Genomic DNA, 12,896 nt, shown 5'->3' with positions numbered 1-12,896 from the left:
GGACGTTCGGTCGCCGGGATGCCGCAGCGGTGCACGACCGCGAGCGGGTCGGCTGCGGGCACGGCGGAACGATGGCGGTCGGACCCGGTCTCCCCTCCGGTCCCGCTGCCACCGGTGTCCCCGGATGGGTACAACCCCCCTGCTGCAACTGCCGGTTGTGCTCGACCTTGGTGCCGGTCGGGGCAGTTGTCTGTTGCTGTGCCCAGCGTGAAGCGTACAGACACACGATAAGTCCGTGGATGGCCGTGGATCGACGTTTTGGGAAAACCTTCGTTGCTGCCGGACGGTTTCGGCCCGATGACGCACCGTCATCCGGCCAACTGCGGCGCGGATGATCAACCAGTGCGTCATCGAGGGAATCTGACGGTGCATCCGGCATATGGTCAGTGTCACCACCAGTGCACCGCCGCCGGAAGGGGCCAACCGCGTGAGCGTCAGGATCCAACCCACCGCCCAGGTCGATCCCAGTGCCGAGGTCGGCGAGGGCAGCGCCGTCTGGGACCTGGCCCAGATCCGGGAGGAGGCCCGGCTCGGCCGCTCCTGCGTGGTCGGACGCGGCGCCTACGTCGGTCCCGGCGTCCGGATCGGCGACAACGTCAAGCTGCAGAACTACGCGCTGGTCTACGAGCCCGCCGAGCTGGCCGACGGCGTGTTCGTCGGCCCCTCGGCCGTGCTCACCAACGACTTCTACCCGCGCTCGGTCGACCCGCAGGGCCGGCAGAAGCGGGACGGCGACTGGCAGCCGGTGGCCGTCCGGGTCGCCGAGGGGGCCTCGCTCGGGGCCCGGTCGGTCTGCGTCGCGCCGGTCCGGGTGGGCCGTTGGGCGCTGGTCGCCGCCGGGGCCGTGGTCACCCGCGACGTCCCCGACTTCGCCCTGGTCGCGGGCGTCCCGGCGCGCCGGATCGGCTGGGTCGGCCGGGCCGGGGTGCGGCTGGTCGAGCACGCCGACGAGCCCGGAGTCTGGCACTGCCCGGAGACCGGCACCCGGCACCTGGAGCAGGACGGCGTGCTGACCGAGGAGGGCTGACCGGGGGCGACCGGGGAGGGCCGACCGGGGTGGGTGAACTCCCGCCGAGCGGCTCCGGTCAGCCCAGCCCGGCCGGAACGGTGCCGGGATCGGCCGGGGTGAGGGTCACCCCGGGCAGGCCCCGGCGCCAGTCGGCGGCGATCCCGGCCAGCACCGCCGCCGGGGGTGGGGTACGGCCGAGGCCGATCGCGAAGCCGACCGAGGCCGGATATCCGGCCCGGGCCGGCCGCACCGGGGGCGGGCACTCCGAGTGGTCGTCCGGTCACCCACGGATATCCTGGGTGCGGACGGTGGGGGTGTTCACCCAAGGAGTGCCCGATGAAGGCTGCAGTCGTGCGGACGTTCGCCGAACCCCTCGTCTTCGAGGACCGACCGATTCCCGATCCGGCCCCGCACCAGTCCTCGGCGGGGTGTTGAACGGCGCCAGGGTCGTCGGCTCGGTCTTCGGCACCCGGGAGGACCCGGCCGGGGTCTTCCAGCGGCACCGCCCCGGCTAGTGCAGGCCGGCGAAGTCCCGGGCGCCGATCTCCCGCAGCCGGTCGAGCACGGCCGCGTCCGGACTCCCGGGCACCGCTGTGAACAGCAGCAGCCGCTGGTCCTCGGACGGGGTGAGCAGCAGCTCCGAGAGCAGGCTGACCGGACCGAGCTGCGGATGCCGCACCCGCAGCACCGCGCTGCGCCGCACCCCGACCTCGTGCCGCTCCCACAGCTCGGCGAACTCCTTGCTGCTCGCCAGCAGCCGCTGGACCAGCCCGGTGGAGGCCGCGTCGCCGCCGCGCCGGACGGTGGCGGCGCGCAGGTCGGCCACATGGGAGCGGCTGTAGTGCTGCCACTCCTCCGGCGGATAGGAGGCCCGCATGAGCGGGTTGGTGAACCAGGACCAGATCAGGTTGCGGCCGTCCCCCTCGACCCCGCAGACGCAGCCGAACAGCGCCTCGGCGGTGGCGTTCTGCCCGAGCAGGTCGCCCAGGTCGCTGAGGACCTGGGCCGGGGCGTCGGACAGCTGGTCCAGCAGATGCCGCAGGGCCGGCCGGATCTCCGCCCCGGCGGGCCGTCCGGCCGGCGGCCGGTGTCCGGAGAGCAGGTAGAGATGGTCGCGTTCGTCGTCGCTCAGCCGCAGGGTCCGGGCCAGCGCGGACAGCACCTGGACCGAGGGCTGCGGGCTGCGGGCCTGCTCCAGCCGCATGTAGTAGTCGGCGGACATGCCGGAGAGCAGTGCGACCTCCTCCCGCCGCAGGCCGGGGGTGCGGCGGCGCGGCCCCTCGGGCAGCCCGACGTCCTGCGGCCGCAGCCGCTCGCGGGAGCGGCGGAGGAAGTCGGCCAACTGGGTGCGGTCCATCTCGGTCGTCATGATGATCCCCCCAACGCCCGGGAACCGGGCCGGGATTCCCGGTCCCCGGGGCCGGCCGCGCGGCCGGAGACCCGGACCGCCGGTCCTAGGGAAAGCTCTCCGCTCCTCAGCCCGCAGCAGCCGTGGCACGGTCCTGGTGTCGGGCCGAACGCGGCCAGACCGCACCGCCCCACCGAACCGGCCGCACCCCTCAGGCCGGTCCCACCCATCCGAAAGAGGCTCCCCATGTCCACCGTGTCCAACGACCCCACCGCGCTTCCCGAGCAGGCCCCCGCCGTCTCCTTCTCCGCCTTCGGCGGCCCCGAGGTGCTGCAGCTGGCCGACGCGGCCGTGCCCCGCCCCGGTGCGGGGCAGGTGCTGCTGGAGGTCCGCTCCGCCGGGGTCAACCCGGTGGACTGGAAGATCCGGCGCGGCTACCTGGCCGAGGTCTTCCCGGTCTCGTTCCCGCACGTCCCGGGGCTGGAGGCGGCTGGAACGGTGGTCGCCACCGGGCCCGGGGTGACCGCCTGGGCGGTCGGCGACGCCGTCTTCGGCCCCGTCCCGAACAGCTACGCCGCCTACGCGCTCGCCGACGCCGATCGGCTGGCCGCGGTGCCGGCCGGGCTGGAGTTGGAGGCCGCCGGAGGGCTGCCGGTCGCGGCCGAGGCCGCCTACCGGGCGCTGGAGTCGGTCAAGGCCACGGCCGGGGAGACGGTCCTGGTGCACGGCGCGGCCGGGGCGGTCGGGATCCTCGCCGTCCAGCTGGCGACCGCTGACGGCATCCGGGTGGTCGGCACGGCGAGCGAGCCCAACCACGGCTTCCTCCGGTCGATCGGCGCGGTCCCGGTCAGCTACGGCGAGGGCGTCTTCGACCGGGTCCGCGCGGCCGCGCCGCAGGGCGTGGACGCGGTGCTCGACCTGGGCGGCGGCGGGGTGCTGGCCGGTTCCGTCGACCTGGTCGGCGGTGCCGCGCGGGTGGTCTCCCTGGTCGACCTGGCCGAGGCCGGACCGCTGGGCGTACGGTTCAGCTCCGGCGGCCCGGAGGAGGACCGCTCCCCGGAGGCACTGGCCCGGGTCGCCCGACTGGTCGCGGCCGGCACCCTGGAACTGCCGATCCGGGCGGCGCTGCCGCTGGCGCAGGCCGACGAGGCGCAGCGGCTGAGCGAGGACGGCCACGGCCTGGGCAAGATCGTCCTGCTGCCCTGAGCCGGGGACGTCGACCCGCTGCTCGTCATGGCCGTTGCCTGCTCCGGCTCGCCGCTCACGGCTGCGGCAACGGCGCGCTGTCCGGCAAAGGGGAAGAAATCCGCCAGACACCAACCTCCCAGCCGGACATGCCATATCTGAGCAGCGAAACGCTACTAGGGTCCGACGCGTGCCCGAGCACCGTGGCGGGCACGCGTCGGTGGTTTTTCGTCACCCGAATTCCGGGACGCGCCGTCCGCCTCGACGCGCGGGGTGCCGATATCACAGATAAGTGAGCCCGTGAACAGCTGCCAGGATCCACACGACTAGGACACCCCAGACTCCGGGAGAGGGTTTCCGTTTCTTCGCGGCCCCGATGAGGATCCCCAGCACGATGAAAGCCATGGCCGCGCCCTGGAATCCCCAGGCCCACATCAGGTAGTCGGCGTGGACCTGCTGGGACGCGATCCGCAGAACTCCTGCGGGGAGCACCAGGAGTGCACCGAACACGGCAACGGCGTCTTGAGGAGTGCTTCTGCGCTGAGCGCGGGAAAGGGACATCGAGGGCCTTTCGTCGTACAGGGCCGGTCCGCCCGGTCGAGCGAACCAGCGGGGTCGGATTCAGCTGACCAGCTTGGCGAGCTCGTCGATGACCCAGCTCTGCACACCGCCGCTGAGGAGCCACCAGGCGCCGCGGACCGCCGTGTTCTGCTTGCCCATCCAGTCCTTGAACGCCTTGTGGCCGCTCTTCGCCGCCTTTATGGCCGCCTTGAAGAGGCCAGGGGACTTCTTGAGCAGGTCGATCATCATCTTGCCCGCTTCGGACTTGGCGCTCAGCATCTGCGGAGCGTCCTCGTCGTTGGCTGCGGCGGTCTCGGCCTGGATCTGCGCGGCGATCCGCTGGATCTCGGTGGCCTCGTCGGCCGTCAGTTGAACGACCTGCAGGGCGGTCGAATCCGCCCCGGCGGCAGCCGGCGTAGGGACCTGCGCCGCTGACGCCGTGGGACCGGCCACTCCGATCGCGACGGCGGCGACGGCAGTCACCGAGATGAGACGCAGGCTCTTGTGCATGAAGGTCTCCTTGGCCCGCGCAAAGCGGACGGCCCTCAGGTCGATGTGAATGGGATACCGGCCGAATCGGCCGCAGAAGGAAACATAGCGCCACGAAGCGCCGTGCTCTGTTTCCACTCCGGCATTCACTGCACGCCGAAAAGGTCTAGACGTCTCTCCCAATACGCCTACCCGCAAGCCGAGTTGGCGGCCCGAATTCCCGCCATGAAGGGTGCGAGGGAATACCGCATGGCAGGATAGGTGGGAAACTCGCCCTGGAAAACACCGGCCGGCCTGCGAAAGGCAGTCGTGGCGCAGGGGTGCTCAGGGCATCGGGCTCGAACCGCGCGACTGCTGCATCATCACGGTGGACACCACGGCGTGAGAGGCCCGGCTGAAGCGGGGGCCGCTCTGCGTCTCCTGGGCGAGGATGTCGTCGAGCGGCGGGAGCTCGTCGGGGGGCCGGGGCTCGGGCCCCGGTGGAAGTGGAGTGGAAGCAGGTCGGAAGCGGGACGGCACCGGATTTCGCTCGCCCGTCCCGGGGCCGCTCGCTACGGTGAGCTGATGTTCTCCCTTCACGAGCCGCCGCTGTTCACCCGGCTGCGCGACGCCCGGCGGGTGCTGGTCGCCGGCGCGGGCGGCGGATTCGACGTGTACGCGGGGCTGCCGCTGGCGCTCGCGCTGCGCGCCGCCGGGAAGGAGGTGGCCCTGGCCAACCTCTCCTTCGTCGACCTCTACGGCCTGGACCAGGACGTCTGGTTGGATCCTGACGTGGCCGAGATCGGGCCGGGGACCGAGGCCAGGGGCGACTACTTCCCCGAGCGCACCCTCGCCCGCTGGCTGGAGCTGCACGGGCTGCCGCCCACCGTCTACGCCTTCAACCGCGCCGGGGTCCAGCCGCTGCGCGCCGCCTACCGCGCGCTGGTCGCCCGGCTCGGCGGGGTGGACGCGATCGTGCTGGTCGACGGCGGCACGGACATCCTGATGACCGGCGACGAGGCCGGGCTCGGCACGCCGGAGGAGGACATGGCCAGCCTCGCGGCCGTGTACGGGATGCCGGAGATCGAGCACCGGCTGGTCTGCTGCCTGGGCTTCGGCGTGGACGCCTACCACGGCGTCAACCACTCGCTGGTGCTGGAGAACCTGGCCGCGCTGGATCGCGACGGTGCCTACCTCGGCGCCTTCTCGCTGCCCAGGGACAGCCGCGAGGGCGCGCTCTACCTGGACGCCGTGGCCCATGCCCAGGCCTCCACGCCGAGCCACCCCAGCATCGTGAACGGCTCGGTCGCCGCCGCAGTGCGCGGCGACTTCGGCGACGTCCGGTTCACCGAGCGCACCAGCGGCAGCCGACTGTTCGTCAATCCGCTGATGGCGGTGTACTTCACGGTGGACGCGGTCGGCCTGGCCGAGCGCAACCGCTACCTGCCCCGGCTGGAGCAGACGGTGCTGACCCGGCAGATCAGCACCATCATCGAGGAGTTCCGGGACACCCTGCCCCGGCAGCGCCCGCCCCGGGTCTTCCCGCACTGAGGCCCACCGGCCCCGCCCCTTCGATCAGCCCTGCTCCTGGTGCAGTTCGAGCGCGACCAGCAGGTGGAGCTGCGCCTCGACCCAGGCGGCGCCGGCGGCGTCCGTGCCCGCGCGCCGCCGGGGCCCGGTGCAGTCGCGGACCAGTCCGGCCGCCGTGTGCAGCCCGGCGCGGTGCAGCCGGTCGGCACAGCCCGCGATCCGTTCGTGGTCCGCGCCGCCGAGGTGGCGCAGCCCCCGGTGGGCGGCCCCGGCCAGCGCGGCGAGTGCGGCCTCCAGCGCTCCGGTGACCTCGTCGACCGCTCGCTGCGGCGCGGCGGTCAGGTCGGCCGCACCGTCGCCGGGGGCGAGGTCCGGGACGACCAGGCCGTCGTCGCCCAGTACCGCGAGCGGGTCGAGCACGACACCGCCGCCCTCCCGTCGCAGCGAGCCGCTGACGAAGCGCACCCCGTCGCCGCCGAGGGCCGCCGCCAGCGCGTCCAACCCGCCGGGGCAGTGGGGGTTGTAGTCGGCCCGGACCAGGGCCCGGTGCCCGGACGGGTCGCGGACCAGGGCCTCCAGCTGCTGGGCGGCCGGGTCGTAGCCGACGTGCTCGACCGCCTCGACGGCGAGCACCCGTACCGCCTCGGCCTCCACCCGGGGCCGGACCAGCTGCGGCGGGCGGTCCGCCCACGGCCGGAGGTGCTCCGCCAGGTCGCGCACCAGCAGACTGTCCGGGAGCTCGGCCCAGGCCGTGCCGACCGGGGTGACACTGGTGGCCGCGATCCGGCCCCGGCCGATGCTGACGGCGCGTCCGGCGCTGCGCGAGGTGTGCTCGCTGACCACGTTGGCGGCGGCCAGCGCCCGCAGCGGGGAGCCCAGCACCCGGCGGGCGCCCAGCTCGTGACCGGTGCCGGGGTCGGCCTCGGCGAGGTCCCAGCGCCGGTGCAGGACCAGGGCGATCCCGGCGACCGGGTGGGCGAGGAAGACGTCGGCGGTGCGCCTGCGGCCGCTGCCGCCGATCCTGCAGCCGAGCGCGACCAGCCGGACCCGGCGCAGCGGCGTCTCCCCGGCCTCCCGGGTGCCGAGCACCGCGACCGGGTCGACGGCGCCGGCCCGGCGGCGCGCGTGCAGCTCGGTGAGCAGCAGCGCGTAGCGCTCGGCCCGGTAACCGGCGTCCCGGGCGGCGTAGTCGGAGAGCTGGCCGCTCAGCTCGGCCAGGGCGGCGGCGGGCCAGTGGCAGGCGGCGGCGGTCAGCGCCTCCCGGGCCCGGTCCAGGACGCCGGTGAACACCGGGCCGGCCTGGGCGACGCCCTCCAGCAGCAGTCGGTCGGCCAGCGCGAGCGCGGCGTCCAGCGCCGCCTCCGCGTCGCCGGCGGCAGCCGGGGCGGTCCGGCCGCCGACGGTCACGGTGGTGGTGGCCCCGGCGCCCGCAGGGCCGTCCGCAGGGTCGTCCGCAGGGCCGTCCGCAGCCTCGGCGGCGCGGAAGGCCCAGACCGCGAGGGCCACCACCTCGCCGCGCAGCGGCGCGGCGGCATCGGTGAGCGCATAGCCGAGCTCGTGCGGGACCGGGAACCGCACGGTGCAGGTCGGCAGTTCGGCCCGGGGCGCCGGCTGCTCGGGGGTGGCCCGGTGCAGTACCGCCGAGTACCCCCGGTCCAGGCTGCGCCGGGCGCCGGCCACGGCGGTGCGGCCCAGCGCGGCGGTGAGCGCGGCGTCGTCGAACTCGGCGGGGGACCAGGCGGTGAACGGCGGCCCGTCCGGGGCCGGGGCGGCGCCGGACCTGGTCGGCCCGGCCTCCGGGTGCGCGGCGGCCTCGCGCCGGTAGGCCGCGGCGGCCTCCCGCTGGTAGGCGAGGACCAGGCCGATGCGGTGTCGGCAGACTCCGGCCGCCCCGCAGCTGCAGCGCGCCGCGTCCAGTCCGAGCCCGGGCGGCAGTTCGGTCAGCGTGCCGTCCGGGTGACGGCCGCTGACGGTGCCGTCCGCCGCGCGGTCGACCTCCGGTCCGGCACCGGACTCCAGTTCCTTGGCGGCGCGCTTGACCAGGCCCCGGTTGGCCAGTGCGGCCAGGGTGTCCGGGGTGAGCGCCAGCAGATCGGCCCGCGGCTCGGCCTTGCCGGTGGTGGCGCCGGTGGTGGCGCCGGTGCCGTTCATCGGGACACCTTCTCGGCGACGAACTCGGCGAGCCGGCCGGGCGTCATCGCCCCGACGTGGGCGCCGGCCTCGGCCAGCCGCCCGGCCAGGTCCCGGTCGTAGGCGGGGTTGGCCTCCTCGTCCAGCGCGGCCAGGCCCAGTACGGTCGTGCCCTGCTGGACCAGCCCGCGCACGGTGCGGACCAACCGGTAGGCGTCGCCGCCCTCGTAGAAGTCGGAGACCACGGCCACGATGCAGCGGCGCGGGTTCTCCACCAGCCCGGCGGCGTAGTCGACGGCGCGGGCGATGTCGGTGCCGCCGCCGAGCTGGACCCGCATCAGCAGCTCGACCGGGTCGCTCACCTCCGAGGTGAGGTCCACCACCGAGGTGTCGAAGGCGATCAGGTGGGTCTTCAGCCCGGGCAGCCCCCAGAGGCAGGCCGCGGTGACCGCCGAGTGGATCACCGAGCCGACCATCGACCCGGACTGGTCGACCACCAGCACCAGTTGCCACTGCTCCAGGTGCCGCCGGGTGCGGGAGTGGAAGCGCGGACGCTCGATCAGGACCCGGCGCTGCTCCGGCTGGTAGTGGCCCAGGTTGGCCCGGACGGTGCCCCGGAAGTCGAAGTCCCGGGCCAGCGGCAGCCGGCTCGGCCGCCGGGAGCGGGCGCCGGTCAGCGCCCGGCGGAACTCCGGCCGCATCCGCTCCGTCAGCTGCCGCACCACCTTCTCCACGATCTGCCGGGCCATCGCCAGGACCTGCGGGTTCATCAGGTGCTTGGTCCGCAGCACGGCCCGGAGCAGCGCCTGGTTCGGCTCGACCCGGGAGAGCACCTCCGGATCGGTGACGATCTCCTGGATCTCGTACTGCTCGACGGCGTCGCGCTCCAGCCGCTCGATCGTCTCCTTGGGGAAGAGCCGGTGGATGTCGTCCAGCCAGTCCATGGCGGTGAGTTGGGAGGGGCCGCTGCCGCCCTCCGAGCGGGGCGAGGCGGCGCCGCCGCGGCGGCGGCCCCGCTCCAGCAGGTCCTGGTCGCGGCCGTAGAGCCAGTCGAGCGCGGCGTCGCGGGCGGAGCCCTCGGCGCCGAGCGGTCCGGTGCAGCGCTCGGCGGCCGAGCCGAGGATCAGCCGCCAGCGCTCCAGGCCCGGATCGGGCGTCGTCGGATCGGCGGACGTCGGCGCAGCGGACGTCGGCGCAGCGGGTGTCGGGCCGGCGGGCGTCCGGCCGGCGGGCGTCGAGCCGGTCATCGGACGGCTCGCAGGCCGTGCCGGTCGAGCATGCGGGTCACGTTCTCCTCCAGGGCTGCGGCGCGGGCCAGCAGCAGCGGGTCGGCGGTCGTCCGGAGCAGCGAGCGCGCGGAGCCGCGCCGGCCCCGGCGGTCGAGCAGCCGCGCGGCGATGCGTTCGCGCTCGCGGGGCGGGAAGAAGGCGAAGGCCTGGCGCAGCGCGGGCAGCCCGATCAGGAACTCCTCCTCGCCCAGGGCGGTGACGATCCCGTCCAGCACGTCCACCAGCGTCTCCGGGCGGTCGGGAGCCGGCTGGTCGCGCCCCACCTCGTCGCGGGCGAGGGAGAACAGACCGGCCAGCCAGTCGCCGAGCACGACCACCCCGGTACCGGTCAACGCCTGCGCGGCCGCGGCCGGGTCGGCCGCGGCCCCGAGGGACCAGCCCAGGCCGAAGGCCGCGCCCCGCAGGTCGGCCGGGGAGCGCGGGTCGGCCGCGATCCGCCGGGCGATCCCGGCCACCGTGGCCCGGTCGGTCGCCAGCAGCCCCTCGGCGTGCAGCAGGGCGTCCCGGACCGCGGCCAGCGCCCGCAGCCGGGCCCGGTCCACCCCGGTTCCGCCGTGCACCCCCTCGACCAGCCACAGCACCCTGTCCACCGCGCCCGCGACCACGGCCCCCAGCCCCGGGCTGCGGGCGACGCCGTAGACGGCGTCGTGCCGCCACAGGCCGAGCGCGGTGACCAGTACCTCGGCCAGCGGGCCCAGCTCGCCGAGGCCGCCGACCCGGGCGGCCAGCGTGGACAGCAGCTCGGCGGAGAGCGTCTCGGCTCCGATCAGCACCGCGTCGAACAGCAGTCCCGCCAGTGCCCCGGCGTCCGCGGCCGTCCGCGCCCGCTGGGCCAGCAGGGTGGTGGCGGCCTCGTCCAGCCGCGCCCCGTAGGCGCCGGCCTCGATCAGCGCGGCGCCCCGACCGCCGGCGCGGCCGGGCTCCCAGCGCTCGATGACCACCGGATCGGCCCCGTGCTCCGGACCCGAACTGCGGACGAAGCCGGGAACGTCCAGTACCCGCAGCCGGTGCAGCAGCTGACTGCGGATCAGCCCGTCCGGGGTGGCCAGGTCGAGGAGGTGCCGCTGGTCGTCGGCCAGGCCCCACCGGGCCAGCTGCTCCTCCACGTCGTGCACCAGCGGCGGCAGCGGCGTGTCCGGGTGCAGTCGGCCGCTGCGCTCGCCGGTGCAGGCGGCCACCATCTCGACCACCACCGGATGGGTGCCGGGACCGATCGGGCCGCGTCCGGTCCACGGCAGCGGCTGCTCCAGGTCGTCGCTGATCAGTGCCCCGGCCAGACCGTCCAGCAGGTCGACCCGGGACTCGTGCGGATGGCCGCGCAGCGCCGCCAGCCCCTGGGAGAGGCTGCGCGCCGCGATCAGATCGGCGGTGGAGACCGGCAGCCCGCGCCCCCGCAGCCGGGCGGTGACGGTGCGCAGCAGCTCGCGCCCGGCCGCTGCCGGGCCGTGTTCCCAGACCTGCTGGTAGTAGCCGGGCGAGGGCATGCCCGACTGGTAGCCGGCGAAGGCGTCCAACTGCCTGAAGGAGTAGGGCACCAGGAAGCTTCCGCCCAGCGCGTCCGCGGGCGGGGCCGGGACCTCGGGCCAGTCGGCTCTCCCCGGGTCCCCCTCCACCAGCCGGCGCAGGGCCGGCTGGTGGAAGCCGCCGGTCACCACCAGCACCGGGCGCTCCCCGGCCCGGGCGAGCGCCGCGCGGACCCAGGAGGCCATGTACTCCTCGCGGGCCCGGTCCCCGGCGTCGGCCGCCGCCTCGCCGCGCACCAGCGCGAAGTAGGCGTCCAAGCGCTCCGCCAGCCGCTCCGGGGCGGTCCCGGCCGCCCCGACCTCGAACAGCCGGTCCCACAGGGCGTCCACCGAGTCCACCGCGTAGTGGACGCACAGCCGTTCCGTCGCCTCGGCGTAGCGGGCCTCGGCGTCGGCGTAGCGGTTGGCGGCTCCCCCGGCCCGGTCGGTGAAGGCCGGATGCCAGGCCGGCAGGTCGATGAAGCGGACCTGTGCCCCGGACCGGTGGCCGGCCGTCAGCGCGACCCACTCCGGGGAGTAGTCGCACAGCGGCGTCCACGACGTGGCGGTGCGCTCGGTGTCCCGGTAGTGGCTGAAGACCGCGACCGGCAGCTCGTGGCCGAGCAGCAGCTCGGGCAGCCGGTCGTTCATCTCGACCGGTCCCTCCACCAGCACGTAGGCCGGACGGAGGGACTCGACCGTGTGCGCGACCAGCCGGGCGCAGGCGGGGGAGTGGTGCCGCACGCCCAGCAGGACCGGGGCTCCCATCAGTCCGCCAGCAGGTGGCGGGCGTCGTACAGGGCCTGCCAGTGCGGGCCCTGGCGGCGGGAGACCTGCTGCTCCAGGAAGCGGCGCAGCCGGGCCAGGTCCTCGGGGCTGTCCTTGGCGGCGGTCCCGGCGAGGCAGGCCACCACGTCTGCGGCGCTGCCCGGCTCCCCGCGCAGGAACCAGCCGCGCAGGCCCACGGCATGGGCCACCGACACCGCCTCGGCGGTGCTCATCACCGCCGACAGCCGTTCGCCGCCCGCCTGCTGGCCGCGCAGCTCGCGGAAGGTCCCGACCAGGACCTCCAGCACGTCGCGGTCGGGCGGGGGCTCCACCCCGGAGCTCAGCAGCAGCGTCCTGACCTCGGCCTCGACCAGGGCCAGTTCGGTCTCGAAGTCGGCGATCGGGAACACCGTCTCGAAGTTGAAGCGCCGCTTCAGCGCCGCGCTCATCTCGTTGACGCCCCGGTCCCTGGTGTTGGCGGTGGCGATCACATTGAACCCGGCCCGGGCGAAGACCATCCCGTCCGGACCGGTCAGCTCCGGCACCGCGAGCACCCGCTCGGACAGCAGCGAGAGCAGCGAGTCCTGCACCTCCAGGGCGCAGCGGGTGATCTCCTCGAAGCGGACGACCCGTCCCTCGGCCATCCCGCGCAGCATCGGCGCGGGCACCAGCGAGCGGGTCGACGGGCCCTCGGACACCAGCAGCGCATAGTTCCAGGAGTACTTGATCTGGTCCTCGGTGGTCGCCGCCCCGCCCTGCACGGTCAGCGTCGAGATGCCGCTGACCGCCGCCGCGATCAGCTCCGAGAGCAGCGACTTGGCCGTCCCCGGTTCGCCCACCAGCATCAGCCCGCGACTGGTGGCCAGGGTCACCAGGGCGCGCTCCACCAGCGAGGCGTTGCCGACGAACTTCCGGCTGATCCCGGCCTCCGCGTCGCCGACGATGAAGCGGCGCGCGGCTCGGAGGCTGAGCTGCCAGCCGGGCGGGCGGGGCGCGGTGTCCCCGGCCCGCAGCGCGGCCAGCTCCTCCGCGTGGCGGACCTCGGCCGGCGGGCGCTGGAGCTGTGCGTCGTCCTGCTGCCCGGCTTCCTCCAGCCCGCCGTCCGG

At 74.8% G+C, this 12,896-nt stretch carries 10 protein-coding genes; 3 read left to right on the top strand and 7 right to left on the bottom strand.

Annotated features, from left to right (window positions below; translation table 11 throughout):
- Positions 1-427: 427 nt before the first annotated feature.
- Entirely contained in the window at positions 428-1,027 is a 600-nt protein-coding gene (locus tag BS75_RS12475) for an acyltransferase (RefSeq protein ID WP_034092912.1), read from the top strand.
- A gap of 58 nt (positions 1,028-1,085) precedes the next feature.
- Here BS75_RS12475 and BS75_RS48085 read toward each other — a convergent pair whose 3' ends face one another.
- Positions 1,086-1,259 (bottom strand): hypothetical protein, encoded by a 174-nt coding sequence (locus BS75_RS48085; RefSeq protein WP_156164247.1) that lies wholly within the window; start codon positions 1,257-1,259, stop codon positions 1,086-1,088.
- A 261-nt stretch (positions 1,260-1,520) separates the two neighbouring features.
- Complete coding sequence (locus BS75_RS12470; protein ID WP_034088275.1) at positions 1,521-2,378, bottom strand: helix-turn-helix transcriptional regulator; 858 nt, start codon at positions 2,376-2,378, stop codon at positions 1,521-1,523.
- Between the two features lie 225 nt (positions 2,379-2,603).
- On the opposite strand from BS75_RS12470, the gene BS75_RS12465 reads away from it, so the two are divergent.
- Entirely contained in the window at positions 2,604-3,563 is a 960-nt protein-coding gene (locus BS75_RS12465; protein ID WP_034088274.1) for an NADP-dependent oxidoreductase, read from the top strand.
- A gap of 600 nt (positions 3,564-4,163) precedes the next feature.
- On the opposite strand, the gene BS75_RS12455 is transcribed toward BS75_RS12465, so the two are convergent.
- Positions 4,164-4,730 carry a hypothetical protein gene (locus BS75_RS12455; protein WP_152645608.1) on the bottom strand — a complete coding sequence of 189 codons (567 nt, stop codon included), beginning with the start codon at positions 4,728-4,730 and terminating at the stop codon, positions 4,164-4,166.
- Between the two features lie 426 nt (positions 4,731-5,156).
- Between BS75_RS12455 and BS75_RS12450 the strand changes: the two genes are divergently transcribed.
- A complete protein-coding gene (locus BS75_RS12450) occupies positions 5,157-6,122 on the top strand; it encodes a DUF1152 domain-containing protein (protein WP_034088271.1) in 966 nt (321 codons plus the stop codon).
- Positions 6,123-6,146: 24 nt separating this feature from the next.
- Here the strand turns inward: BS75_RS12450 and BS75_RS12445 are convergent, their stop codons facing one another.
- The 4 genes from BS75_RS12445 to BS75_RS12430 are packed head-to-tail and all read right to left on the bottom strand — an operon-like array spanning position 6,147 to position 12,884.
- The gene (locus BS75_RS12445) at positions 6,147-8,252 is read right to left on the bottom strand and encodes a hypothetical protein (RefSeq protein WP_042436850.1); all 2,106 of its coding nucleotides are present in this window, start codon (positions 8,250-8,252) and stop codon (positions 6,147-6,149) included.
- The gene (locus BS75_RS12440; protein WP_081982269.1) at positions 8,249-9,478 is read right to left on the bottom strand and encodes a VWA domain-containing protein; all 1,230 of its coding nucleotides are present in this window, start codon (positions 9,476-9,478) and stop codon (positions 8,249-8,251) included. The genes BS75_RS12445 and BS75_RS12440 overlap by 4 nt, the downstream gene beginning before the upstream one ends.
- Complete coding sequence (locus BS75_RS12435) at positions 9,475-11,790, bottom strand: DUF5682 family protein (protein ID WP_034088270.1); 2,316 nt, start codon at positions 11,788-11,790, stop codon at positions 9,475-9,477. Before BS75_RS12435 ends, BS75_RS12440 begins: the two co-directional genes overlap by 4 nt.
- The gene (locus tag BS75_RS12430) at positions 11,790-12,884 is read right to left on the bottom strand and encodes an ATP-binding protein (protein WP_034092909.1); all 1,095 of its coding nucleotides are present in this window, start codon (positions 12,882-12,884) and stop codon (positions 11,790-11,792) included. Before BS75_RS12430 ends, BS75_RS12435 begins: the two co-directional genes overlap by 1 nt.
- Positions 12,885-12,896: the final 12 nt, after the last annotated feature.

This window comes from Streptacidiphilus albus JL83 (assembly GCF_000744705.1).
Lineage (GTDB): Bacteria > Actinomycetota > Actinomycetes > Streptomycetales > Streptomycetaceae > Streptacidiphilus > Streptacidiphilus albus.
Note: the sequence above shows the minus strand (reverse complement) of the source record. Positions and strands in the feature narration are given on the sequence as shown.

Excerpts from the sequence above, each read along its gene's own strand:
- BS75_RS12440 (WP_081982269.1), bottom strand. The coding sequence starts at position 9,478 with ATGACCGGCTCGACGCCCGCCGGCCGGACGCCCGCCGGCCCGACACCC.
- BS75_RS12445 (WP_042436850.1), bottom strand. The coding sequence starts at position 8,252 with ATGAACGGCACCGGCGCCACCACCGGCGCCACCACCGGCAAGGCCGAG.
- BS75_RS12450 (WP_034088271.1), top strand. The coding sequence starts at position 5,157 with ATGTTCTCCCTTCACGAGCCGCCGCTGTTCACCCGGCTGCGCGACGCC.
- BS75_RS12435 (WP_034088270.1), bottom strand. The coding sequence starts at position 11,790 with ATGGGAGCCCCGGTCCTGCTGGGCGTGCGGCACCACTCCCCCGCCTGC.
- BS75_RS12465 (WP_034088274.1), top strand. The coding sequence starts at position 2,604 with ATGTCCACCGTGTCCAACGACCCCACCGCGCTTCCCGAGCAGGCCCCC.
- BS75_RS12470 (WP_034088275.1), bottom strand. The coding sequence starts at position 2,378 with ATGACGACCGAGATGGACCGCACCCAGTTGGCCGACTTCCTCCGCCGC.